Source organism: Microbacterium sp. CIAB417 (assembly GCF_022788845.1).
On record NZ_JAHZUT010000011.1, the window covers coordinates 1 to 21,928 of the forward strand.

Consider the following 21,928-nt stretch of genomic DNA (forward strand, 5'->3'; position numbering starts at 1 on the left):
CCTCGATGTCGAGGCGATCACCTGGCTCGCCGCGCACCTGAAGAAGCGCTGGGCCGCAGGCGCCGGCGCCTTCCTCGTCGTCACGCACGACCGCTGGTTCCTCGACGAGGTCTGCACCGAGACCTGGGAGGTGCACGACCGGATCGTGGAGCCGTTCGAGGGCGGCTACGCCGCCTACATCCTGCAGCGCGTCGAGCGCGACCGGATGGCGGCGGCCACCGAGGCCAAGCGTCAGAACCTGGCCCGCAAGGAGCTCGCCTGGCTGCGTCGCGGCGCACCCGCGCGTACGAGCAAGCCGAAGTTCCGCATCGACGCGGCCAACCAGCTGATCGAGGACGTCCCCGAGATCCGCGACTCCGTGTCGCTGGCGTCCCTCGCCGTCTCCCGTCTCGGCAAGGACGTCGTCGACCTCCTGGATGCCGGAGTCACCTACCCCGCGACCGACGCGTCTCCGGCGCGCGAGGTGCTGCGGGATGTCGAATGGCGCATCGCACCGGGGGAGCGCACCGGTATCCTGGGCGTGAACGGGGCAGGCAAGTCGACGCTCCTCGGTCTCATCGCAGGCACCGTCGAGCCGACCGCCGGGCGGGTCAAGCGCGGCAAGACCGTCCAGGTCCGCACCCTCACGCAGCGGATCGACGAGCTCGCGCCGCACTGGAACGATCCGGTGCGCGTCGTGATCTCGGGACTGCGGACCTCCTACACGTTCGGCACCGGTTCCAAGGCGACCGAACTGACTCCCGGGCAGCTGCTGGAGCGGCTCGGATTCTCGTCCGCCCAGCTGTCGACGCCGGTGAAGGACCTGTCGGGCGGCCAGCAGCGCCGGCTCCAGCTGCTGCTCGTCCTGCTCGACCAGCCGAACGTGCTGATCCTCGACGAGCCCACCAACGACATGGACACCGACATGCTCGCCGCGATCGAGGATCTGCTGGACTCGTGGCCGGGGACGCTTCTCGTGGTGAGCCACGACCGGTACTTCCTGGAGCGGGTCACGGATCAGCAGTACGCGATCCTGGACGGGCGCCTGCGCCACCTTCCCGGCGGAGTCGACGAGTACCTTCGGCTGCGCGCGGCGCAGGGGAAGACGGATGCCGCGGCCCCGGCGACCGCGGCGCCTCAGCCGGACAACCCGTCGCTGGACGGCGCCGCGCGCCGCGCCGCCGAGAAGGAGCTCGCGGCTCTGGAGCGCCGGATGCAGAAGCTCAACGAACAGATCGACCGCGCGAAGCATGCGCTGGTCGAGCACGATCAGTCCGACTACGCCGGGCTCGGCGAGAAGATGAAGGCGATCCAGGCGCAGCAGGACGAGGTCGAGGCGCTCGAGCTGCGCTGGTTCGAGCTGACCGAGCAGATCGGATGACGCGACGAGGGCGGCCCGGCGGGAGGAACCGGGCCGCCCTCGCACGTCGGGTTCAGGATGCGCCGGCCGTGGCGTCCTCCAGCTTCCCCATGACCTGATTGATGGTGAAGGACGCCGACTTCTGGCGCGCCGGGAACTCGGCGAGACTGCTGAGCATCCTCGCGACGTACGCCTGCGCCGGGACGAAGAGGAAGATGTGCTCGAGCACCCAGTCCCAATAGGTGTTCGACGTGATGTCGGCGCGTTCGTACGGGTCCGTGCGAAGGTTGAACAGCTTCGGAAAGCGCAGCTCCGTGTAGGGCTCCTGCCACACCTGAAGCGTTCCGGTGGCGCGCTGCTCGAGGAACACGAGCTTCCAGTTCTCGAATCGCAGCGCTGTGAGATCGCCGTCGTCGGAGACGTAGAAGAAATGCCTGCGCGGGCTGTGCTCGGTCTCTCCGGTGATGTAGTCCAGCTGGTTGTGACCGTCCAGGTGGACCCGGTAGCTCGTGCCGTGCAGCTCGGTCCCGGCCTTCAGACGCTCGGCGATGTCGGCGTCGCCGACGGCGGCGAGCAGCGTCACGAACCAGTCGTTGTGGCTCACGATGCCGTTCAGGGTCGTCCCGGCCGGGATGCGTCCGGGCCAGCGGACCATCGCCGGCACCCGGTATGCGCCCTCCCAGTTGGAGTTCTTCTCGTTGCGGAACGGCGTCATCCCGGCATCCGGCCAGCTGTTCATGTGCGGGCCGTTGTCGGTGGAGTACATGACGATCGTGTTCTCGGCGAGACCGAGCTCGTCCAGCAGATCCAGAAGGCTGCCGACGACGTCGTCGTGGTCGAGCATCGTGTCGTGGTAGTTCGACTGCCAGCGACCGGCGCGACCCTTGCTCTCCTCCTTCGTGTGCGTGCGGAAGTGCATGTGCGTGGAGTTGAACCACACGAAGAACGGAGTGTCGGAATCCGCCTGGGTGCGGATGAAGTCGGCGGCGGCGTCGCGGAACTCCTCGTCCACGGTCTCCATGCGCTTCTTGGTCAGCGGGCCGGTGTCCTCGATGCGCTGGGTGCCGTCCTCGTTCGCCCAGGAATGGATGACCCCGCGCGGACGGAACCTCTCGCTGAAGCCGGGGAACTCGTCATCCGTCGGGTAGTCGGGGTGCTCCGGCTCCTCCTCGGCGTTGAGGTGGTAGAGGTTCCCGAAGAACTCGTCGAAGCCGTGCGCGGTGGGCAGGTGCTCGTCGCGGTCGCCGAGATGGTTCTTCCCGAACTGGCCGGTGGCGTAGCCGTGGTGCTTGAGCGCATCGGCGATGGTGGGGTCCTCCGGCTGGAGACCGAGCTTCGCGCCGGGCATCCCGACCTTGGTCAGGCCGGTGCGATAGGGGTTCTGGCCCGTGATGAAGGCGGCGCGACCGGCCGTGCAGCTCTGCTCGCCGTAGTAGTCGGTGAACCTCACGCCCTCGTCGGCGATGCGGTCGATGTTCGGCGTGCGGTAGCCCATCAGACCGTCCGAGTACGTGCTGAGATTCGAGATTCCGATGTCATCGCCCCAGATGATGAGGATGTTCGGCTTGTCGGCCATGAGGAGTCCCTTCCGATGCGCGCACACGGGCGCGGGGTCGCTGTTCGGCGCCAGTGCACCACGAAGCCGTCCCGGTCGTGTCGTGTCTCATCTGCGCGGGGTGAGAGCAGGCCGGAAGCGATCGTGATGCGCTCGTGACACGGTGACGTTCTGTGACACCCGATTCCGCGATCCGTGGGCCGGGTGCCTAACGTGGTCGAGTCCCACCAGGAGGAATCATGTCCCGACGCACCACGTCTGTCATCGCCGCCCTCGCGGCTGTCCCGCTCTTCGTAGCGCTCGCCGGTTGCGCCACCGCCGACACCTCGGCCGGAGACGGCGGCAGCGGCTCCGAGACCGTCCGGATCGGCGTCGTGAACGACGGCGACGCGCAGTGGGCGCCGTTCGTCGAGGCCGCCGCCGACGAGGGCATCACCGTCGAGCTGGTCAACTTCGGCTCCTACGAGCAGCCCAACCCGGCTCTGACCGAGGGGGAGCTGGATCTCAACCAGTTCCAGCACATCATCTACCTCGCCCAGTACAACGAGGCGTCCGGTGAGGACCTCACCCCGATCGGGTCGACCGCGATCTACCCGCTGGGGCTGTACTCCACGAAGTACGACGACGTCGAGAGCATCCCCGAGGGCGAAACGGTCGCCGTCCCGGACGACGCCTCCAACCAGGCGCGCGCGCTGCTCGTGCTGCAGTCGGCCGGGCTCGTCGAGCTCAAGAGCGGCGGGACCACGCTGTCCGACCTGGCCGACGTCGACGAGGCGAAGTCCAAGGTGAAGGTCACCGCGCTCGAGGCGGCGCTGATCCCGACCTCCCTTCCCGATGTCGCGGCCGCCATCATCAACAACGACTTCGTCGAGGACGCCGGACTCAGCTTCGAGGACGCCATCGCGCAGGACGACCCGGAGGACCCGAACGCCCTGCCGTACGTGAACATCTTCGCGTCGCGCGCCGAGGACGCCGACAACGAGACCTACCTGAAGCTCGTCGAGATCTTCCAGACCGACGAGGCCGTCCAGGCCGGGCTCCAGGAGTCCTCGGGCGACACCGCCGTGCCGCTCCAGATCCCGGCGGCGGATCTGGTCGACTCGCTCACCACGGTCCAGGAGGACATCGCCGCATCCGAGTAGGCGTCTGATGCGAGAGAATCGGGCGGTGCCTTCTGCGCACCGCCCGATTCGTCGTTCCTCCCGGCCGCCGTCCCACAGAACCGGAGTTCCCATGCCGATCGTGTCCCTCACGAACGTCACCAAGGCGTACCCCTCGCCGTCCGGCGGTGACGCGCAGGTCCTCGCCGTCGACGACGTCACGCTCGAGATCGAGAAGGGCGACGTCTTCGGCATCATCGGCTACTCCGGCGCAGGTAAGTCGACGCTGGTCCGCCTGATCAACGCCCTGGAGCCCGCCACGAGCGGATCGATCGTGGTGGACGGCGAGGACATCACCGCGCTGCCCGAGCGCGAGCTGCGCCGCGTCCGCGGCGGCATCGGCATGATCTTCCAGCAGTTCAACCTGTTCGCCGCCAAGAGCGTGCGCGCGAACATCGCCTTCCCGCTCAAGCTCGCCGGCTGGTCCAAGGCCGACATCGATGCGCGGGTCGCGGAGCTGCTCAGCTTCGTCGGCCTCAGCGACAAGGCGCGGTCGTTCCCCGAACAGCTCTCCGGAGGGCAGAAGCAGCGCGTCGGCATCGCCCGCGCGCTCGCCACGCGTCCCGCGATCCTGCTCGCCGACGAGGCGACCAGTGCACTGGACCCCGAGACGACGCACGAGGTGCTGGCGCTGCTCAAGCGGGTCAACGAGGAGCAGGGCGTCACGATCGTGGTGATCACGCACGAGATGGACGTGATCCAGACGATTGCGACCAAGGTCGCCGTGATGGACTCCGGTCGGGTCATCGAGCGCGGCGACGTGTTCGACGTCTTCTCGGCACCGCAGCATCCGGCATCCCAGCGCTTCGTCGGAACCGTCATCAAGGGCGTCCCGTCGCCCAGCGAGCTGTCCGTGCTGCGCGAGCGCCACATCGGCGAGCTGGTGACGTTCTCGTTCCGCGACGGCGACTCGTCACAGGCAGGGGTCTTCGTCGACCTCGCCGAGGCGGGGCTGGAGTTCGAGCTCGTCTACGGCGGCATCAACGACATCCGCGGGCGCGCGTTCGGACATCTGACCCTGGCGATCCGGGGCGCGGACGCTGCGATCGACCAGGCGCTGTCGAAGATCGGGCAACAGGTCGAAGTGACCCGCATCGACCGGGGGGAGGTGCGCTGATGGACCGACTCATCGAGCTGCAGGACGAGTTCTGGAAGTCCGCCGTCGAGACGCTCTACATGGTGACCTACGCGCTGGTCCTCGGCGGCGTCCTCGGACTCGTCCTCGGCGTCGCCCTGTACGCGACGCGACGGGGCGGTGTGCTGCCCAACCGGGCGGTCTACGCGGTCGTGAACCTGCTCATCAACTTCTTCCGCCCCATCCCGTTCGTCATCTTCCTCGCGGTGATGCAGCCCCTCACGAGGTTCGTCGTCGGCACGGGCATCGGGATCACCGCCGGCGCCTTCGCGATCGGCATCGCCGCGTCGTTCGCGATCGGGCGCATCGTCGAGCAGCATCTGGTGACGGTGTCTCCCGGGACCATCGAGGCCGCGCGCTCGATGGGAGCGGGACCCTGGCGCATCCTGCTCACCGTGGCGATCCCCGAGGCGCTGGGCCCGCTGATCCTCGGCTTCACGTTCATCGTCGTCGCGCTCATCGACATGAGCGCGATGGCCGGGATGATCGGCGGAGGCGGCCTCGGCGCGTTCGCCCAGACCTATGGGTTCCGCCAGTTCGAGCCCGTGGTGATGTGGGCGGCGATCGTCCTCATCGTCGTGTTCGTGCATCTGGTGCAGGTGCTCGGCACGTGGCTCGCCCGCAAGGTGATGCGCCGGTAGGGAACCGGCCCGCCGCGTCAGGGCGCGAAGGCGAGCCGTCTCCGCGTGGTGAACTCCCGCGGCTCGCCGCTCAGCGGATCCACGAATCGCAGCCGCCTCGCGAGCAGCTGCAGCGGCCGCTCGAAATCGTCCGGCCGCTCCGGCAGGAGAACGGGGTAGAACCCGTCGTTCAGGATGCCGAGTCCGAGCGCCGCCAGGTGCACGCGCAATTGGTGCATCTTGCCGCTGTGCGGCCGCAGCAGCGTGTGCACGACGTCCTCGTCGGCGGCGATCAGCTCGATCCGCGTCTCGGAGTTGGGGATGCGCTCGGCGTCCACCCGGACGCAGACGTGCCCGCGGTCCTTGACGATGTGGTTGCGATAGACCAGCGGGAAGGCCGGCAGTACGCCGTCCCTCGGCCGCGCCGAGACCGCCTCATAGACCTTCTCGACCTCGCGGTTCTCGAACATCAGCTGGTAGGCGCCGCGGGTCTGCGCCCGCGCCGAGAACATCACGAGCCCCGCCGTGGCGCGATCGAGGCGATGGATCGGCGTGAGCTCGTCGTTGCCGAGCAGCCGCCTCAGCCGGACGAGCGCCGAGTTCTGCAGGTACTTCCCGCCCGGCGTCGTAGGCAGGAAGTGCGGCTTGTCGATCACGACGAGGTCCGGATCCTGGTGCAGCACCTCGATCTCGAACGGGATCTCCGTCTCCACGGGGGGCTCGCGGTAGTACCAGACGAACTCTTCGGCCCCCAGGGGTGTCTCCCGGGTCAGCGGGCTGCCGTCCCGCGCGACGATCTCGCCGCGGTCGAAGCGCACGAGCAGCCGCTCGGGATCGAGGTGGAAGAAGCGCTCCACCATGTACGCCGAGATCGTCGGCCAGGCGCCGCGCAGGGGCACGTGCAGGCGCGTGGCGCCGACGCCGTCGCGCACCGGCAGGGGAGAGGGCATGCCCATCGGGATGCTCCCGTCAGGACTCGAAGGTCAGGCTCAGCTTGCGCAGCAGGGCCGCCAGCCGGTCGCGGTCGCCACGGGAGAGTCCCTGCAGCAGATCGGCCTCGACGTCGACAAGGCGGGTGATCGCGGCATCCACGCGGATGCGACCGTCATCCGTCAGGGTGACGAGGATGCTGCGCCCGTCGCCCGGGTCGGCTTCGCGCCGCACGAGCCGCCGCGCGACCAGGCGATCGATGCGGTTGGTCATGGTCCCGCTGGAGACCAGGGTCTGCTGCAGCAGCTGCTTCGGGCTGAGCTGGAACGGTGCGCCTGCGCGGCGCAGCGCCGAGAGCACATCCCACTCCCACGGCTCCAGCTCGCTGCGGCGGAACACCTCGCGCCGCGCGCGGTCGAGGAGCCGCGTCAGGCGGTCCATGCGCGAGAGCACCTCGAGGGGCGCGAAGTCGAGATCGGGGCGCTGCGCGTTCCACGCCTCGACGATCCGATCGACCTCGTCCGCCTGGCTCATCCGTCCATTATCGCGCGTCGGGGCGCGCGGACCGGACGAGCGACAGCGTCATGAACGTGCTGAGCGGGTCGGGCAGATAGCTCCCGAACGGCTCGCACTCGGTGAAGCCGAATCGGGTGTACATCATCCGAGCGGGCGCGAAGAAGTCGTCGGCTCCCGTCTCCAGCGACAGTCTGCGGATGCCGCGGCCTCGGGCGTCGTCGATGAGGAACGCGAGCATGGCCCGGCCGTGGCCCTGCCCGCGCAGACGCGGGTCGGTGCGCATCGACTTGAGCTCCTCGTGTCCGTCCGCGACGACCGCGAGCGCACCGGTCGCGACCGGCCGACCGTCCTCGGACGCCGCGAACAGCCGCACACCGGGCTTGAGCAGGCCTTCCAGCGGCAGCGCGTGCTGGCTCTCCGGGGGAGCGGTACCCGCCATCTCCGCGTGATGGGCGGCGATGAACCGGGCGAGCGCGGGGGTCGCCGCCGTGATCCGGTCGATGACGATGTCCATCGCCTCAGCATCCCAGCCCCGTGTTTCCTCCGGATGACGAGACGTCCATCCCCTGCGCACCGGCCGCGCAGGGCAGACGTGGCAGACTTGACGGGCGGCCCGACGACGGCCGCGGTCCGCCGTGGTGTAATGGCAGCACGACAGCCTTTGGAGCTGTGAGGTCCAGGTTCGAGTCCTGGCGGCGGAGCATGACGGAGAACAACCTCGCCATCGTCGTCCTCGCCGCAGGTCAGGGGACGCGGATGAAGTCCCGCCTGCCGAAGGTGCTGCACCCGGTGGCCGGACGGCCGCTCGTGGGCCATGTGCTCACGACGGCTGCACGTCTGGGCGCGGATCGCATCGAGGTCGTCGTGCGGCACGAGCGCGACCAGGTGGTCGCTGCGCTGACCGACGTGTACCCCGGCACGATCTTCGTGGACCAGGACGAGATCCCGGGCACCGGGCGCGCGGTCGAGGTCGCGCTGGACGCGATCCCGGACTTCGACGGCGACGTGCTCATCCTGTCCGGAGACTGCCCGCTGGCCGACGCCGACACGCTCTCCGCCTTCGTCTCGGAGCATCGTGCCGCGGGGGCGTCCGCCACCCTCATGACGGCGGTCGTCGAGGACCCGACGGGATACGGCCGGGTGATCCGCGACGCCGCCGGGGATGTCGACCGCATCGTGGAGCAGAAGGACGCCACCGCCGAGGAGGCAGCGGTCCACGAGATCAACGCCGGGATGTACGTGTTCCGCGCCGCGGCGCTGCGCGCGCACCTGCCGGCCATCGGTACCGACAACGCGCAGGGCGAGAAGTACCTCACCGACGTCCCTGGGCTGCTGCGTCTGGCCGGCGACCGCGTCGCGGCATCCGTCGTCTCCGATGTCACGGTGACCTACGGCGTGAACGACCGTGCGCAGCTGGCCGAGGTGGGCCGGCTGCTCAACCAGCGCATCGTGCGCCGCTGGCAGCTCGAGGGCGTCACGGTCGTCGATCCGGCGACGACCTGGATCGACGACGACGCGAAGCTGTCCCCGGACGTCACCGTGCTCCCGCACACGCAGATCCTCGGCGCCACCGTCGTCGCATCCGGTGCGACCGTCGGCCCCGACACGACACTGGTGGACTGCGAGATCGGCGAGGACGCCGTCGTCAAGCGCACCGACGCCACCCTGGCCGTCATCGGCGCCGGAGCCACGGTGGGCCCGTTCTCGTTCCTGCGACCGGGGACCGTGCTGGGGGCGAAGGGCAAGATCGGCGCGTACGTCGAGACGAAGAACGCCGAGATCGGAGAGGGCAGCAAGGTGCCCCACCTGTCGTACGTCGGAGACGCCACGATCGGCCGCGGCGTCAACCTCGGCGCCAGCACCATCACGGCCAACTACGACGACGTCAACAAGCACCGCACCGAGATCGGCGACGAGGTGCACACCGGCTCGCACACGGTGCTCGTGGCTCCCGTTAGGCTGGGTGCTGGAGCGAAGACCGGAGCCGGTGCCGTCGTCCGCAAGGACGTCCCGGCGGGTGCCCTGGCCATGAGCGTGGCCCCTCAGCGCAACATCGAGGGGTGGGTCGAGAAGAACAGGGCGGGCACGGGCGCGGCTGAGGCGGCATCCCGTGCTCACGAAGCGGCAGAGAAGGCAGGCGATGGCGCGCAAGAAGAAGACCGTTGAACTGGATCGGGACAACGGCGTAGCGCCGGGACTCGTCGCCAAGACGAAGAAGCGCCTGGTCGTCGCGGGCGGCCGGTCCCACCCCGAGCTCACGCGCGCGGTCGCCGAGGCGCTGGGCACGGAGCTCGCACCCACCGAGCACCGCACGTTCGCGTCGGGGGAGATCTACTCGCGGTTCGAGGTGTCGATCCGCGGGTGCGACCTGTTCCTCGTGCAGACCTTCGGGGAGCCGGTGAACGAGTGGCTCATGGAGACGCTCATCATGATCGACGCGGCCAAGCGCGCCTCGGCCAAGCGGATCACGGTCGTCGCGCCGTACTATCCGTATTCGCGGCAGGACAAGAAGGGCCGCGGACGCGAGCCGATCAGCGCCCGCCTCGTCGCCGATCTGCTGAAGACCGCCGGCGCGGACCGCGTCATGAGCGTCGACCTGCACGCCGCGCAGATCCAGGGCTTCTTCGACGGCCCCGTGGACCACCTGTTCGCCAAGCCTGTGCTGCTGGACCACTTCGAGCGCACGCTGAGCCCCGAGGACCGCGAGATCCTCACGGTCGTCTCTCCCGACATGGGCCGCGTCCGCGTCGCCGACACGTGGTCGGACAGCCTGGGCGCACCGCTGGCGATCATCCACAAGCGCCGCGACCCGAAGGTCGCCAATCAGGTGTCCGTCCACGAGATCGTCGGAACCGTCGAGGGCCGCACCTGCCTGCTCGTGGACGACATGATCGACACCGGCGGCACGATCGTCAAGGCCGCCCAGGCGCTGAAGGCCAACGGCGCGCACCGCGTCATCGTCGCGGCGACGCACGCGATCTTCAGCGACCCGGCCTCCGAGCGCCTGCAGGACTCCTCGATCGACGAGGTCGTGGTGACCGACACGATCCCGCTGACCGAGTCCCGTCAGTGGGAGAACCTCACGATCCTGCCGATCGCCCCGCTGCTGGCGCGCGCGATCCGCGAGGTCTTCGAGGACGGATCGGTCACGAGCATGTTCGGCGGCGACGCCTGAGGCGTCTCAGCCGCTCTGCTCGACGACGGTGACGCCCGCCGGGATCGGCGACGCGAGCACGGCGGCGAGCAGCATCGCGTCGTCCCGGTCGAATCCGCCCGAGATCACGAGTTCGCTCTCCAGCGACTCGCCGCACCCCACGGCGACGCTCGGCGCCGTGAGGATCTCACCGTCGAGCACCATTGCGATGCGGTTCTCCTGCCCCTGAGCGCAGGCGGCGGCGGCGCTCAGTTCCTGCATCGTCCCGGCGCCGGACTCGGTGAAGTCCACCTCGATGACCCAGTTCGTGTCCTGCAGGTCCGCGGTCGCGTCCGCGATTCCGAGGGGTGAGGACGGGCCGAGCCGGAGCGGTGCGGAGGAACCGGGGTCCGTTCCCGAGCAGGGCTCCTCGGCCGCGGCATCCGCGCACGGCGTCGTCGCAGCGGCGTCGTCGGCGAGGACGGGACGGAGGGATGTCGCGCCGCCGGCTGTGAAGAGCTCGTCTCCGCCGGGCACGGCGCCCGCCTCGTAGTCGATGGTGATCGCCGTGCCGTCGACCTCGACCGCGTGCGCGGCATCGAGCGCTTCGAGACGCTCTTCGAGCGCGGCCGCGAGATCGCGTGCGTCCTCGGTGCCGGGCGGCGCCTCGAGGACGATCTGCGCCATCGGCACCTCTGGCGCGATCAGAGCGCATCCGCCGGTTCCGACTGTGACGGTGATCGCCATGATCGCGAGTCCGATCGTCCTGTTGGCTCGCACGCGGGAACCCTACCAGGCGCACCGCGCGCGGAAGCCACAGCCCAGCCATAGTGTGCGGCCCTAGGCTCGCAGCAACCGACCATTCCAGGAAGGACCAGCCATGAACCGCACGACCGTTCCCCTTCCCCTCCGCACCGGAGCCGCCGTCGTCGGCGTCGCCGGGATGCTGGCTCTCGCCGGCTGCTCCGGCGCGGCGGATGCCGAGGGCCAGTCCGACGCCGGCACGACGTCTGATGCCGGCACGAACGGCGGGTCCACGGGCGACTACGCCGACGGCACCTACACGGCGGAAGGGTCGTACCAGACGCCGGAGACCGTCGAGACGATCTCGGTGACGCTCACTCTCGCTGACGGCGTCGTCACGGAGGTCGAGGTGACCGGTGATCCGCAGGCGCGCGAGACCGAGCAGTACCAGGGCCAGTTCATCGACGGCATCGAGGAGGAGGTCGTGGGCGTCGCGATCGACGAGCTGGCCGTGGACCGTGTCGCCGGCTCCTCGCTCACGAGCGGCGGCTTCAACGCCGCCGTCGAGGACATCAAGGAACAGGCCGCGGCTTAGGGGACGGAGATGGCGCTCTGGCGGTTCGATGCCATCGGAACCCGGTGGGACATCGAGACCGCACGGGAACTCGGCGAGGACGAGCGGGCCGCGGTCGACGCCGTGATCGAGCGGTTCGATCGGGAATGGTCGCGTTTCCGCGAGGACTCGGTGGTGTCGTCGCTCGGGGGCGGCGGGTCGGCGGAACTGCCTGCGGACGCCGCGGACATGCTGGAGCTGTACCGCGAGCTGTCCGAGGCGACCGACGGCGCCGTGAACCCGCTGGTCGGTGCGGGCCTGAGCGCGCTGGGATACGACGCGTCGATCTCGCTGGTCGCCGGTGCCGCACGCCCGGCGCCGCAAGACTGGCAGGACATCCTCGGCTGGACGGAGCGGCTGACGCTGACCGAGCCCGCAGCTATCGACGTGGGCGCTCTCGGGAAGGGACGCCTGGTCGACCTGGTCCGCGCGGAGCTCGCCCACATCCCCGGGAACCTCGTCGTCGACGCCTCCGGTGATCTCGCCGTCCGCGGGGCCGCTGTGCGCATCGCCCTGGAGCATCCCTTCGACGCGCGCCGGGCGATCGGCGTCGCCACGATCGCCGATCAGGCGCTCTGCGCCTCGGCGATCAATCGGCGCGCGTGGGGCGACGGTCTTCATCACGTCCTGGACGCCCGGACCGGCATGCCGGTGCGCACGTGGGCCGCGACCTGGGCGATCGCAGACGACGCGATGCATGCGGATGCCGCCGCCACCGCCCTGTTCTTCGACGGCGGCGCGGAGCTGGCGGCGCGCTGGGGTGTCGAGTGGGTGAGGATGAGCACCGACGGGCGAGCGCAGCGCTCGTCGGGGTGTCCCGTCGAGCTGTTCACCGCGGCATCCTGACGGCGCGCGAGGCCGGGGATGTCGCAGAGCCGACGATGAGGAAGAGTGGAACCGTGACGACCTCCTTCACCGCCCTCCGCCAGCGGGTGCTGGCGCTGCTGGGCTCGCTGTCGATGTACCGGCTCGTGCTGTTCTCGCTCATGGCGCTGGGCCTGATCGCCCTCGTGCTGTCGGCCCTCGGTGTCATCGTGTCGCCCTCGCCGCTGGAGATCCTGGTCTCCTTCGCGGTCCTCGCCGTCGTGATCTCGGCGGTGGATGCCGCGGCGCAGCGCATCCTGCGCCTGCCCTGGCGCATCGAGTCCTCGCTCGTCACCGCGCTCATCCTGCTGTTCGTGCTGCGACCGGGCTACGAGCCCGCCGCGATCCTGGGCATCGCTATCGCCGGCGTCGTGGCCAGCCTGTCGAAGTACCTGATCGCCTGGCGGGGTCGGCACGTCCTGAACCCGGCCGCCTTCGGCGCGGCGTTCGTGTCGATCCTCGGTTCCTTCGGCGCATTCGCCTGGTTGGGGACCTCGGCGTCCTGGTGGGTCGGCACGCCGTCGCTGGCGGTCCCCGTCGCCCTGCTCGGGTTGATCGTGCTGTGGCGCACCGAGAAGGTCCGCGTGGTGCTGTTGTTCGTGCTCATCGCGATCGGCACGGCGGTGCTGCGCCAGTTCGTGCAGGGGCAGCAGGCCGGCCTGGACGTCGATCTCGCCTCGGCGCTGTCCTTCGCGGTGCTGCAGACGCCGTTCCTCTTCCTCGGCGCGTTCATGCTGTCGGAGCCCCTGACCCTGCCGCCCCGGCGCTGGCAGCAGTTCTGGGTCGCGGGCGTCGTCGGCGTGCTCGCCGGCTGGCCGATCTCGGTCGCGGGACTGTTCACCCTGGGGCAGGAGCGGGCGCTGCTGATCGGTAACCTCCTCGCCTTCGTGTTCGCGCTGCGCGGATCCGTGCGCCTCACCCTCGCGACGCGCGAATCCATCACCCCGACCGTGCAGGAGCTGACGTTCCAGACCCGGGGGAGGCTGCGTTTTCTGCCGGGGCAGTACCTCGAGCTCGACGTGCCTCACCGGCATCCCGACGCCCGAGGGACCCGGCGCGAGTTCAGCATCGTCTCCGCGCCCGCGGATCTGCCCACGCTGCGCATCGCGTACAAGAACGGCGACCAGAAGCATCCGTCCAGCTACAAGCGCGCGCTCGCCGCGGCGGAGCCAGGCGCGACGCTCGCCGTCACCGGCACGTGGGGGGACTTCCTGCTGCCGCGCGGCGAGGCACCCGTGCTCATGGTCGCGGCCGGCATCGGCGTCACGCCGTTCGTCTCGCAGCTGCGTCAGCTGCAGCTCACCGGGCGGGAGCGCGACGTCGTGCTCGTGTACGTGGCCGCCGAGGCGTCGGAGCTCGCCTTCCGCGACGAGCTGGCGGCTACCGGCGTCCCGGTCGTCGTGTTCACCCGGGACGAGCCGGCCGACCTCCCGCCGCACTGGAGCTGGGCGCAGGGAGTCCGACTGGACGCGGCGGGGCTGGAACGCGTGGTGGGCGATCTGCCGCTGCGACACGCGTACATCTCTGGGCCGCCGCGTCTGATCGCCGATCTCGCCCCCGCGCTGCACAAGGCCCGGTCCCTGACGACAGACGCGTTCGCGGGGTACTGACGCGATCAGGCGTTCGCGGCCTCGTCCGGCTGCGCGTCGACGGAGGCCGGATTCGCGGGGATCCGGACCGTGAACGTCGTCGACCCCGGTCGGCTGTCCACCGCGATGTCTCCGTGATGACCCTCCACGATCGCCTTCACGATCGCCAGGCCGAGTCCCGTGCCTCCGGTCTGGCGGGCCCGCGAGCTGTCTCCTCGGGCGAACCGCGCGAACAGCTCGTCGCGCACGGCCGGATCGATGCCCGGGCCGTCGTCGTGCACGCGGAGGATGCCGTGCTCGCCCTCGCGCGCGACCGTCAGCGTGATCTCGGTGCCGGCCGGCGTGTGGGTGCGCGCGTTCGCCAGGAGATTGGTGACGACCTGGTGCAGCCGGCCGGTGTCGCCCAGGACGACGACCGGCTCCTCGGGCACGTCGAGATTCCAGACGTGGTCCGGTGCGGTCGGCCGTGCATCGGCGACTCCCTCCACGGCCAGCTGCGTGAGATCGACCGTGCCGTAGACGAGCTCGCGTCCCTCGTCCAGACGTGCGAGCAGCAGCAGGTCCTCGACGAGCCGCGTCATCCGCAGCGATTGGGCCTGGATGCGCTCGAGCGCGGACTCCGTGCTCTGCATGGCCGCGGGAGACTGCGCCGTGCCGTCCTTCTCCGCCTTGTCGAGCGCCTTGAGCGACAGCTCGGAGTACCCGCGGATCGAGGCGAGCGGTGTGCGCAGCTCATGGCTCGCGTCGGCGACGAAGCGCCGCATGCGCTCCTCGTTCTGCTGGCGCGCGGACAGCGAGCTGTCGACGTGGTCGAGCAGCGTGTTCAGCGCGGCGCCCACGAGCCCGGTCTCGGTGCGCGGGTCCGCTTCGGCGGCGGGGACGCGTTCGGTGATCGAGACCTCGCCCCGGTCGAGCGGCTGGTTCGCGACGCGGGTCGCGGTGGCGGCGACCGCCCGGAGCGGGCGCAGGCCCACCCGGATCGTGATCGCCGTGGTGAGCGCGAGCAGGATCAGCCCGCCGAGCGTCGCCATCGCGATGACCGTGAACAGGCGCGTCAGCGTGTTCTGGATCTCATCACGGGGGAGCCCCGTGACGACGGTGATGCCGTGCTCCGTCTGGCTTGCGGCCAGGCGGTACGACCCGAGTCCGTCGATGGTGACCGTGGTCAGGTTGTGCTGGATGCCTTTGGCGACCTGGCTCAGCTGATCCGAGGTGAGTTCGTTCGTCTCGCCCTGTTCGACGATCACTCCGCTCGGCGCGATGGCGTCGGGCCCGCCGGCGATCGCGAACAGCACGCCGTCGCCGGAGGGGACGCCCTCGATCACGGTCTGGGCCGTGGGCTCGATTCCGTACAGCTCGGCCCGCTGGATCCGCGGATCCGTCAGGGAACTGAGCTGGCCGAGGTTGGAGAGCACCTTCTGGTCGAGCTGGTCCTCGAGCGTCCGCCCCAGCGTCGCGCTCGTGATCAGCGCCACGATGATGAGAATGAGGGAGACGAACCCGATGACCGCCGCCATCAGCCGGGTCTGCAGGCTCACCGGCCGGCGGGTCGGGTTCGCCGTCGTCACTGCGGTGCCTTGATCATGTACCCGACGCCGCGGACGGTGTGCAGCAGCGGCGTGCGTCCCGCGTCGATCTTCTTGCGCAGGTATGAGATGTACAGCTCGACGACGGAGGACTTGCCGCCGAAGTCGTAGCTCCAGACGCGATCGAGGATCTGGGACTTGGACAGGACCCGTCGCTCGTTGCGCATGAGGTAGCGCAGCAGCTCGAACTCGGTCGCGGTGAGCTCGATCTCGTCGCCCGCGCGCACGACCTCGTGGCTGTCCTCGTTGAGCGTCAGGTCGGCCACCCGCAGGATGGACTGTGCATCGTCGGCCGTGGCGTGACCGGTGCGGCGGATGATGGCGCGCAGCCGCGCGATGATCTCCTCCAGGCTGAAGGGCTTGGTGACGTAGTCGTCGCCCCCCGCCGTGAGCCCGGCGATGCGGTCGCTGACGGCATCCTTCGCGGTCAGGAACAGCACGGGCACGAAGTTCCCCGACTCGCGCAGCCGCTTGAGCACGGACATGCCGTCCAGGTCCGGCATCATGATGTCGAGGACGAGCGCGTCGGGCTCGAACTCCCTGGCCACCTGCAGTGCCTCGAGGCCGGACGAGGCCGTGCGCACCTCCCAGCCCTCCATGCGCAGCGCCATCGCGAGCAGGTCGGTGAGCATCTGCTCGTCGTCCACGGCGAGGATGCGCAGCGGCGAGCCGTCCGGGCGGCGGAGATCAGGCAGATCGTTGGTCATGACCCCATTCTGCGGAGTCTCCTATGTGATTTCTATGGAGCGCGTTATGTCCTGGCTGTGAATCCGTCGCCGGTGTCGCGGCCCCAGATCGAGCTCATCTCCGCGAGGGAGCGCTCGGTGATCGCGGACATCGCGGCCGCGGCCCTGTCGGCTTCACCGGCCTGGATGGCCGTCGCGATGTCGATGTGCCACTGCAGGGCCTCGGGGGCCGGATGCTGCGGCATGAGGCCGTATCGCGTGCGTCCGCGCATGACCTCCTCGACGAGCGGGTGCAGCTGGGCGAACATCTCGTTTCCGCTCATCTCGAGCACGAGGCGGTGGAACCGCGCATCCAGGTGGAGGAAGGCGTCGGCGTCGCCCTCGCGCCCCGCGGCCCACAGCCGCCCGGCGACCCCCACGAGATCTCCGGCGCCCTCCAGCGGTGCGCGCACGGCGGCGAGTCGAGCGGCGGCGGGTTCGATGGCGCCGCGCAGTTCGGTGAGCGACCGCAGCTGCGCGATCCGGCCCCGACCGGCCAGGCGCCATCGGATCACCTGGAGGTCGAAGCCGTTCCAGTGGCTCTCCGGCAGCACGCGCACGCCGACGCGGCGCTTCGCGGAGATCAGCCCCAGGGCCTCCAGAGCGTGCAGCGCCTCGCGGACGACCGAGCGCGAGACCTCGAAGCGGGTCTGGATCGACTCGGTCGTGAAGGTGGCTCCCGTCGCGATGAGGCCGTCGCAGATCTCGTGCCCGAGCGTGTCGAGCACGATGCCGCGCAGATCGCCGTTCCCGGACGGCGGGGTCTCCTCGGGCTCGGTCACAGGATAAGCATACCTTTCCCGCTCCGAGGAGTTGATTCATCATACTTATTCTCGATAGCCTGGGGGCGGAAGTGAGGAGTGTCGACGGTGACGAAGCAGCACGCGGTCTCGATCGTGGTCATGGGAACGCAGGGAGTGGGCAAGTCGACCGTCGGGCGCAGGCTCGCCGAGGCGCTCGGCGTCGCGTTCGTCGACGGCGATGACCTGCACCCGGAGCGCAACATCGCCCTCATGGCGGCCGGGACGCCACTGACGGATGCCGATCGCGAGCCGTGGCTGCACCTGGTGGGCGGCGTGCTCGCCGAGCGCGAGTCGTCCGGGGGAGCCGTCATCGCCTGTTCCGCACTGCGCCGCCGCTACCGCGACCTCATCCGCGCGCACGTACCGCACGCCTACTTCGTCGAGCCCTGGGGGCCGATCGAATTGGTCGCCGAGCGCGTCGGCGCGCGGGATCACGAGTACATGCCCGCGACGCTCCTGCAGTCGCAGTACGACACCCTCGAGCCGCTGGCCGCGGACGAGGACGGAATCCGTGTGAGCGTCGTGTCCACGCCCGAGGAGATCGTGGACATCGTGCTGGCGGATTACTCCGGAATCCGGGCGGAGGGCGGCGCATGAGCGACGTGATCGAACGCGTCGAGACGTTCCCGGTCGCTCCGCGCTGGCTGTTCGTCCGGATCGAGACGGCGGACGGCCTCGTCGGGTGGGGCGAGGCCTCGCTCGAAGGCTATGCGGACGTGGTGCGCGCCGCCGTCGACCAGTTCGCGGTGTACCTCGTCGGCAAGGACCCCGGTCTGATCGAGGAGCACGGGCAGGTGCTCGCCAAGGGCCAGTTCTATCGGGGCGGTGCCGTGCTCGCCAGCGCCGTGGCCGGGGTCGACCAGGCGCTGTGGGACCTCAAGGGCAAGCGGCTCGGCGTTCCCGTGCACGATCTGCTCGGAGGGGCGGTGCGCGAACGCATCCGCGCCTACGGCTGGGTCGGCGGTGACGAGCCCTCCGAGGTGGCCGATCACATCGCCGCGCAGCTCGACGTGGGACTCACCGCGGTGAAGATGAACGCGTCCGGTCGCATGAGCCGCAACGGCTCGGTGGCCGAGCTCGACGGCGTCGTCTCCCGGGTCGCCGCAGCGCGCGAGGTGCTGGGTCCGGACCGCGACGTGGCCGTCGACCTGCACGGGCGCTTCACTCTCGCCACGGCACGCCGTCTGGCGCCGCTGCTCGAGCCGCTGCATCCGTTCTTCATCGAGGAGCCGGTCGTCCCGGAGAACTCGCACATGATCGGCCGCGTCGTCGACGCGACGACGATCCCGATCGCGACAGGGGAGCGGCTGTACAGCCGGCAGGAGTTCCTGCCCGTGCTGCAGGCCGGGACGGCGATCCTCCAGCCGGACGTGTCGCACGCCGGCGGCATCTCCGAGGTGCGCCGCATCGCCTCGCTCGCGGAGACCTTCGATGCCGTCATCGCCCCGCATTGCCCCCTCGGACCGCTGGCCCTGGCGTCCTGTCTCCAGGTCGGCTTCGCGTCTCCGAACCACCTCATCCAGGAGCAGTCGATCGGCATCCACTACAACGCCGGCGCCGAGGTGCTGGACTACGTCGCCGATACAGCGCCGCTGAAGTTCGTGGACGGTCATTTCGCGCGGCCCACCGGAGCGGGGCTCGGGATCGAGATCGACGAGCGAGCGGTCAGGGATGCCGCGGGGCGCTGGGAGCGCTGGCAGAACCCCGTGTGGCGGCATCCGGACGGCTCTGTGGCGGAGTGGTGAGCGGCCGGGAGCGAGGATCGGCTGTCGTGCTCTGACTGTCTCTGGTCGATGTCTGACCGGGAGGCTAGCGTGGCGGCATGACCGAACCCACTGTCGTCATCCGCCCCTCCACCACTGAAGACGTCGCCGCCGCGGTGCGGCGTGCGAAGCAGGAGTCCCTCCCCGTGACCGTCGTCTCCGGCGGGCATGGACCCTGGTCCCATGGGTCGAGCCCGGGGCTGCGTATCGAGCTCTCGGAGCTGAACAGTGTCGACGTGGACGGCACGACCGTGCGGGTCGGCGGCGGGGCGGTGTGGGGCGATGTCGCGGCGACCCTGGCCGGTCACGGACTCGCGATCAGCTCCGGTGACACCGCGACGGTGGGCGTGGGCGGGCTGACCCTCGGCGGAGGCGTCGGATGGATGGTCCGCTCCTGGGGGCTGGCGGCTGATCAGCTGATCGGCGTCGAGGTCGTGACCGCGGACGGCGACGTCATCGAGGCGTCTGCCGACGAGAACCCTGATCTGTTCTGGGCGCTGCGCGGGGGAGGCGGAAACTTCGGTGTCGTGACGCGATTCGATTTCGCCGCGCACCGCCTGGACGGCATCGCCTTCGCCGAGACCCGGTTCGCGGATCCGGCGTCCGTGCTGCGGGCGGTACGCGACCTGCTGACCGATGCACCGCGCGAGCTCACCGTGACCTATATGGACGTGCCGCCGATGGATCCGAGTGCGCCCGCGGGGGCGAGCCTCAGCGCCGTGTGGGCGGGAGCCGACGCGGAGCGTCTGCGCGCTGTTCTCGAGCCCATCACGCGGCTCGACGGCGTCGAGGCCGACATCACCACGCCGGCCTATCGCGACATCCTGATGGAGCCGCCGGTGCCGGCGGAGGGTGAGGAGCAGGTGCCGCCCGGTTTCGTCGGCGGCAACGGCCTCTACGCGCGTCTGGACGACGATCTCATCGACCGCCTGCTCGCGTTCCGCGCCGCATACCCGGCATCCGTGTTGTTCCTGCGCTCGCTCGGCGGTGCGTTCGGAGACGTCACGCAGGAGGCCACGGCCTTCCCCGCGCGGGAGGCGACCTGGTTCGTCATGGCCGGCGCCTTCGACATCCCGGGGCTCGTCGACGACGACACGAGGGCCGAGATCCTCGCGGACTGGGCGGTGATCGAGCGGAACCGGATCGCCGAGTACAGCAATTTCTCCCCCACGGAGCGCCCCGAGGCGGTGGCCGGCATGTTCGCGCCGGCTGCTCGCGAGCGCCTGAGGGAGATCAAGCGGACCTGGGATCCGGAGAACCTGTTCCGGCGCAATCACAACATCGTGCCGTGAAAGCGAAGGTCCGGGGAGCCCGCGGGCTCCCCGGACCTTCAGCGTCCGCGAGACGTCAGTGCGTGTCCTCGGCCTCGATCTCGGTGCGGTCGCCCGACCACAGAGTGTGGAACGTGCCGTCCTTGTCGATGCGCTTGTAGGTGTGCGCGCCGAAGAAGTCGCGCTGCCCCTGCACGAGTGCCGCCGGCAGGCGGTCGGCGCGGATGCCGTCGTAGTACGACAGCGACGACGAGAACGCCGGAGCCGGGATCCCCGCCTGAGCGGCGGTCACCACGACGCGGCGCCACGCGGCCTGGCCGCGGGTGAGCGCCTCAGCGAAGTACGGCGCCGTCATGAGGACGGGCAGATCCGGGGTCTCGGCGTAGGCGTCCGCGATGCGGTTGAGGAACTGCGCGCGGATGATGCAGCCGCCGCGCCAGATCTTGCTGATGGCGCCGAGGTCGATGTTCCAGCCGTACTCGGCCGCACCTGCGCGGATCTCGTCGAAGCCCTGCGAGTAGGCGACGATCTTCGAGGCGTACAGCGCCAGGCGGACGTCCTCGATGAACGCCGCCTCGTCAGAGACCGAGAACGCCTCGTCCGGGCCGGGCAGGGAGGCGGCGGCCTCGCGCTGCTCGGGGTGGCTGGACAGCGAACGGGCGAAGGTCGCCTCGGCGATGCCCGAGACCGGGACGCCGAGCGACAGCGCGGTCTGCACGGTCCAGGCCCCGGTGCCCTTGGCTCCGGCCTGGTCGAGGATGACGTCGACGAGCGGCTTGCCGGTGGCCGCGTCGATCTGACGCAGCACCTCGGCGGTGATCTCGATCAGGTAGGACTCGAGCTCGCCCTTGTTCCACTCGGCGAAGATGTCGGCGATCTCGGCGGGGGTCTTGCCCGTGCCGCGGCGGATCAGGTCGTACGCCTCGGCGATGAGCTGCATGTCGGCGTACTCGATGCCGTTGTGCACCATCTTCACGAAGTGCCCCGCGCCGTCGTGACCGACGTGCGTGACACAGGGCTCGCCCTCGGCGACCGCTGCGATGGACTTGAGGATCGGGCCGAGCGTGACCCACGACTCGTCCGAGCCGCCGGGCATGATGCTGGGGCCGGTGAGCGCGCCCTCCTCGCCGCCGGAGATCCCGGCGCCGACGAAGTTCACGCCCGTCTCGCGGACCGCCTTCTCGCGGCGGATGGTGTCGGGGAAGTACGCGTTGCCGCCGTCGACGATGATGTCCCCGGGCTCGAAGACCTCGAGCAGGGAGTCGATCACGGCATCCGTCGGTCCACCGGCCTTGACCATGATGATCGCGGTGCGCGGCTTCTGCAGGGAGTCGGCGAACTCCTGATACGTGGATGCCGGGATGAAGCCGGCCTCGGGGTGCTCGTCCAGCAGCGTCTGCGTCTTCTCGAAGCTGCGGTTGAAGATCGCCACCGTGTTGCCCTCGCGGCTGGCGAGGTTGCGGGCGAGGTTCGAGCCCATGACGGCGAGTCCGACGACTCCGATGTTTGCCTGGCCGGCAGAGGACATTGATGCACCTTCCGTGAGGGGGATCGCCCGGGCGCGGAACCGCGCGGCTGCGGA

General features: G+C 69.8%; 21 protein-coding genes and 1 tRNA gene. 13 read left to right on the plus strand and 9 right to left on the minus strand.

All coding sequences use genetic code 11. The features are described from left to right. Positions 1 to 1,360, plus strand: a 1,360-nt coding sequence (locus KYX17_RS28110; protein WP_243232309.1) for an ABC-F family ATP-binding cassette domain-containing protein, incomplete at its 5' end; no start/stop codon positions are given. A 52-nt stretch (positions 1,361 to 1,412) separates the two neighbouring features. Here the strand turns inward: KYX17_RS28110 and KYX17_RS28115 are convergent. Then, entirely contained in the window at positions 1,413 to 2,915 is a 1,503-nt protein-coding gene (locus KYX17_RS28115) for an arylsulfatase (RefSeq protein WP_243232312.1), read from the minus strand. Positions 2,916 to 3,133: 218 nt separating this feature from the next. Between KYX17_RS28115 and KYX17_RS28120 the strand changes: the two genes are divergently transcribed. The 3 genes from KYX17_RS28120 to KYX17_RS28130 all read left to right on the plus strand — a co-directional run bounded on the left by KYX17_RS28120 (position 3,134) and on the right by KYX17_RS28130 (position 5,830). Next, complete coding sequence (locus tag KYX17_RS28120) at positions 3,134 to 4,036, plus strand: MetQ/NlpA family ABC transporter substrate-binding protein (RefSeq protein WP_243232327.1); 903 nt, start codon at positions 3,134 to 3,136, stop codon at positions 4,034 to 4,036. Positions 4,037 to 4,127: 91 nt separating this feature from the next. Next, positions 4,128 to 5,171, plus strand: a complete 1,044-nt coding sequence (locus tag KYX17_RS28125) for a methionine ABC transporter ATP-binding protein (protein ID WP_243232329.1) — start codon at positions 4,128 to 4,130, stop codon at positions 5,169 to 5,171. Next, positions 5,171 to 5,830: a methionine ABC transporter permease gene (locus KYX17_RS28130; protein WP_243232338.1), complete on the plus strand. Its 660-nt coding sequence runs from the start codon at positions 5,171 to 5,173 to the stop codon at positions 5,828 to 5,830. Before KYX17_RS28125 ends, KYX17_RS28130 begins: the two co-directional genes overlap by 1 nt. Before the next feature lie 17 nt (positions 5,831 to 5,847). Here KYX17_RS28130 and KYX17_RS28135 read toward each other — a convergent pair whose 3' ends face one another. From KYX17_RS28135 to KYX17_RS28145, 3 genes are read right to left on the minus strand one after another with little or no spacing between them, the layout of a single operon-like run. Beyond that, positions 5,848 to 6,759 carry a pseudouridine synthase gene (locus KYX17_RS28135; protein ID WP_243232340.1) on the minus strand — a complete coding sequence of 304 codons (912 nt, stop codon included), beginning with the start codon at positions 6,757 to 6,759 and terminating at the stop codon, positions 5,848 to 5,850. A gap of 19 nt (positions 6,760 to 6,778) precedes the next feature. Next, on the minus strand, positions 6,779 to 7,273 hold the full coding sequence (locus tag KYX17_RS28140; RefSeq protein ID WP_243232342.1) for a MarR family winged helix-turn-helix transcriptional regulator: 495 nt from the start codon (positions 7,271 to 7,273) through the stop codon (positions 6,779 to 6,781). A 7-nt stretch (positions 7,274 to 7,280) separates the two neighbouring features. Further along, positions 7,281 to 7,769 (minus strand): GNAT family N-acetyltransferase, encoded by a 489-nt coding sequence (locus KYX17_RS28145; RefSeq protein WP_243232344.1) that lies wholly within the window; start codon positions 7,767 to 7,769, stop codon positions 7,281 to 7,283. Positions 7,770 to 7,884: 115 nt separating this feature from the next. Here KYX17_RS28145 and KYX17_RS28150 point away from each other — a divergent pair. The 3 genes from KYX17_RS28150 to KYX17_RS28160 all read left to right on the plus strand — a co-directional run bounded on the left by KYX17_RS28150 (position 7,885) and on the right by KYX17_RS28160 (position 10,430). Further along, positions 7,885 to 7,956, plus strand: a tRNA-Gln gene (locus tag KYX17_RS28150). A 1-nt stretch (position 7,957) separates the two neighbouring features. Continuing rightward, entirely contained in the window at positions 7,958 to 9,421 is a 1,464-nt protein-coding gene (gene glmU / locus KYX17_RS28155) for a bifunctional UDP-N-acetylglucosamine diphosphorylase/glucosamine-1-phosphate N-acetyltransferase GlmU (protein ID WP_243232347.1), read from the plus strand. Then, positions 9,396 to 10,430 carry a ribose-phosphate diphosphokinase gene (locus KYX17_RS28160; protein ID WP_243232350.1) on the plus strand — a complete coding sequence of 345 codons (1,035 nt, stop codon included), beginning with the start codon at positions 9,396 to 9,398 and terminating at the stop codon, positions 10,428 to 10,430. The genes glmU and KYX17_RS28160 overlap by 26 nt, the downstream gene beginning before the upstream one ends. A gap of 6 nt (positions 10,431 to 10,436) precedes the next feature. Here the strand turns inward: KYX17_RS28160 and KYX17_RS28165 are convergent, their stop codons facing one another. Beyond that, positions 10,437 to 11,168 carry a hypothetical protein gene (locus tag KYX17_RS28165; protein ID WP_243232352.1) on the minus strand — a complete coding sequence of 244 codons (732 nt, stop codon included), beginning with the start codon at positions 11,166 to 11,168 and terminating at the stop codon, positions 10,437 to 10,439. A 100-nt stretch (positions 11,169 to 11,268) separates the two neighbouring features. Here KYX17_RS28165 and KYX17_RS28170 point away from each other — a divergent pair, with 100 nt between their 5' ends. Genes KYX17_RS28170 through KYX17_RS28180 form a run of 3 tightly spaced genes read left to right on the plus strand, consistent with a single transcriptional unit; the run spans position 11,269 to position 14,219 of the window. Next, positions 11,269 to 11,727, plus strand: coding sequence for an FMN-binding protein (locus KYX17_RS28170; protein WP_243232354.1), 459 nt, complete (start codon positions 11,269 to 11,271; stop codon positions 11,725 to 11,727). A 9-nt stretch (positions 11,728 to 11,736) separates the two neighbouring features. Next, positions 11,737 to 12,591 carry an FAD:protein FMN transferase gene (locus KYX17_RS28175; RefSeq protein ID WP_243232357.1) on the plus strand — a complete coding sequence of 285 codons (855 nt, stop codon included), beginning with the start codon at positions 11,737 to 11,739 and terminating at the stop codon, positions 12,589 to 12,591. A gap of 53 nt (positions 12,592 to 12,644) precedes the next feature. After that, positions 12,645 to 14,219 (plus strand): FAD-dependent oxidoreductase, encoded by a 1,575-nt coding sequence (locus tag KYX17_RS28180; RefSeq protein WP_243232359.1) that lies wholly within the window; start codon positions 12,645 to 12,647, stop codon positions 14,217 to 14,219. 5 nt (positions 14,220 to 14,224) lie between these two features. On the opposite strand, the gene KYX17_RS28185 is transcribed toward KYX17_RS28180, so the two are convergent. The 3 genes from KYX17_RS28185 to KYX17_RS28195 are packed head-to-tail and all read right to left on the minus strand — an operon-like array spanning position 14,225 to position 17,291. Next, positions 14,225 to 15,736: a sensor histidine kinase gene (locus KYX17_RS28185; protein ID WP_374208999.1), complete on the minus strand. Its 1,512-nt coding sequence runs from the start codon at positions 15,734 to 15,736 to the stop codon at positions 14,225 to 14,227. A gap of 26 nt (positions 15,737 to 15,762) precedes the next feature. After that, on the minus strand, positions 15,763 to 16,491 hold the full coding sequence (locus KYX17_RS28190; RefSeq protein WP_243232361.1) for a response regulator transcription factor: 729 nt from the start codon (positions 16,489 to 16,491) through the stop codon (positions 15,763 to 15,765). 44 nt (positions 16,492 to 16,535) lie between these two features. Further along, the gene (locus KYX17_RS28195) at positions 16,536 to 17,291 is read right to left on the minus strand and encodes an FCD domain-containing protein (RefSeq protein ID WP_308220974.1); all 756 of its coding nucleotides are present in this window, start codon (positions 17,289 to 17,291) and stop codon (positions 16,536 to 16,538) included. Between the two features lie 87 nt (positions 17,292 to 17,378). Between KYX17_RS28195 and KYX17_RS28200 the strand changes: the two genes are divergently transcribed. From KYX17_RS28200 to KYX17_RS28210, 3 genes are all read left to right on the plus strand, one after another. Continuing rightward, the gene (locus KYX17_RS28200) at positions 17,379 to 17,909 is read left to right on the plus strand and encodes a gluconokinase (protein WP_243232363.1); all 531 of its coding nucleotides are present in this window, start codon (positions 17,379 to 17,381) and stop codon (positions 17,907 to 17,909) included. Next, a complete protein-coding gene (gene dgoD, locus KYX17_RS28205; RefSeq protein ID WP_243232364.1) occupies positions 17,906 to 19,057 on the plus strand; it encodes a galactonate dehydratase in 1,152 nt (383 codons plus the stop codon). The genes KYX17_RS28200 and dgoD overlap by 4 nt, the downstream gene beginning before the upstream one ends. 77 nt (positions 19,058 to 19,134) lie before the next feature. After that, positions 19,135 to 20,367: an FAD-binding oxidoreductase gene (locus KYX17_RS28210; RefSeq protein WP_243232366.1), complete on the plus strand. Its 1,233-nt coding sequence runs from the start codon at positions 19,135 to 19,137 to the stop codon at positions 20,365 to 20,367. A gap of 55 nt (positions 20,368 to 20,422) precedes the next feature. Here the strand turns inward: KYX17_RS28210 and gndA are convergent, their stop codons facing one another. Beyond that, positions 20,423 to 21,874 carry an NADP-dependent phosphogluconate dehydrogenase gene (gene gndA / locus KYX17_RS28215; protein ID WP_243232367.1) on the minus strand — a complete coding sequence of 484 codons (1,452 nt, stop codon included), beginning with the start codon at positions 21,872 to 21,874 and terminating at the stop codon, positions 20,423 to 20,425. Between the last annotated feature and the right edge of the window lie 54 nt (positions 21,875 to 21,928).

Bases quoted from the DNA above. Each gene is read 5' to 3' on its own strand.
- KYX17_RS28175 (WP_243232357.1), top strand. From the start codon at position 11,737: ATGGCGCTCTGGCGGTTCGATGCCATCGGAACCCGGTGGGACATCGAG.
- gndA (WP_243232367.1), bottom strand. From the start codon at position 21,874: ATGTCCTCTGCCGGCCAGGCAAACATCGGAGTCGTCGGACTCGCCGTC.
- KYX17_RS28210 (WP_243232366.1), top strand. From the start codon at position 19,135: ATGACCGAACCCACTGTCGTCATCCGCCCCTCCACCACTGAAGACGTC.
- KYX17_RS28170 (WP_243232354.1), top strand. From the start codon at position 11,269: ATGAACCGCACGACCGTTCCCCTTCCCCTCCGCACCGGAGCCGCCGTC.
- dgoD (WP_243232364.1), top strand. From the start codon at position 17,906: ATGAGCGACGTGATCGAACGCGTCGAGACGTTCCCGGTCGCTCCGCGC.
- KYX17_RS28145 (WP_243232344.1), bottom strand. From the start codon at position 7,769: ATGGACATCGTCATCGACCGGATCACGGCGGCGACCCCCGCGCTCGCC.
- KYX17_RS28130 (WP_243232338.1), top strand. From the start codon at position 5,171: ATGGACCGACTCATCGAGCTGCAGGACGAGTTCTGGAAGTCCGCCGTC.
- KYX17_RS28160 (WP_243232350.1), top strand. From the start codon at position 9,396: ATGGCGCGCAAGAAGAAGACCGTTGAACTGGATCGGGACAACGGCGTA.
- KYX17_RS28135 (WP_243232340.1), bottom strand. From the start codon at position 6,759: ATGCCCTCTCCCCTGCCGGTGCGCGACGGCGTCGGCGCCACGCGCCTG.
- KYX17_RS28115 (WP_243232312.1), bottom strand. From the start codon at position 2,915: ATGGCCGACAAGCCGAACATCCTCATCATCTGGGGCGATGACATCGGA.
- KYX17_RS28190 (WP_243232361.1), bottom strand. From the start codon at position 16,491: ATGACCAACGATCTGCCTGATCTCCGCCGCCCGGACGGCTCGCCGCTG.
- glmU (WP_243232347.1), top strand. From the start codon at position 7,958: ATGACGGAGAACAACCTCGCCATCGTCGTCCTCGCCGCAGGTCAGGGG.
- KYX17_RS28125 (WP_243232329.1), top strand. From the start codon at position 4,128: ATGCCGATCGTGTCCCTCACGAACGTCACCAAGGCGTACCCCTCGCCG.
- KYX17_RS28120 (WP_243232327.1), top strand. From the start codon at position 3,134: ATGTCCCGACGCACCACGTCTGTCATCGCCGCCCTCGCGGCTGTCCCG.
- KYX17_RS28140 (WP_243232342.1), bottom strand. From the start codon at position 7,273: ATGAGCCAGGCGGACGAGGTCGATCGGATCGTCGAGGCGTGGAACGCG.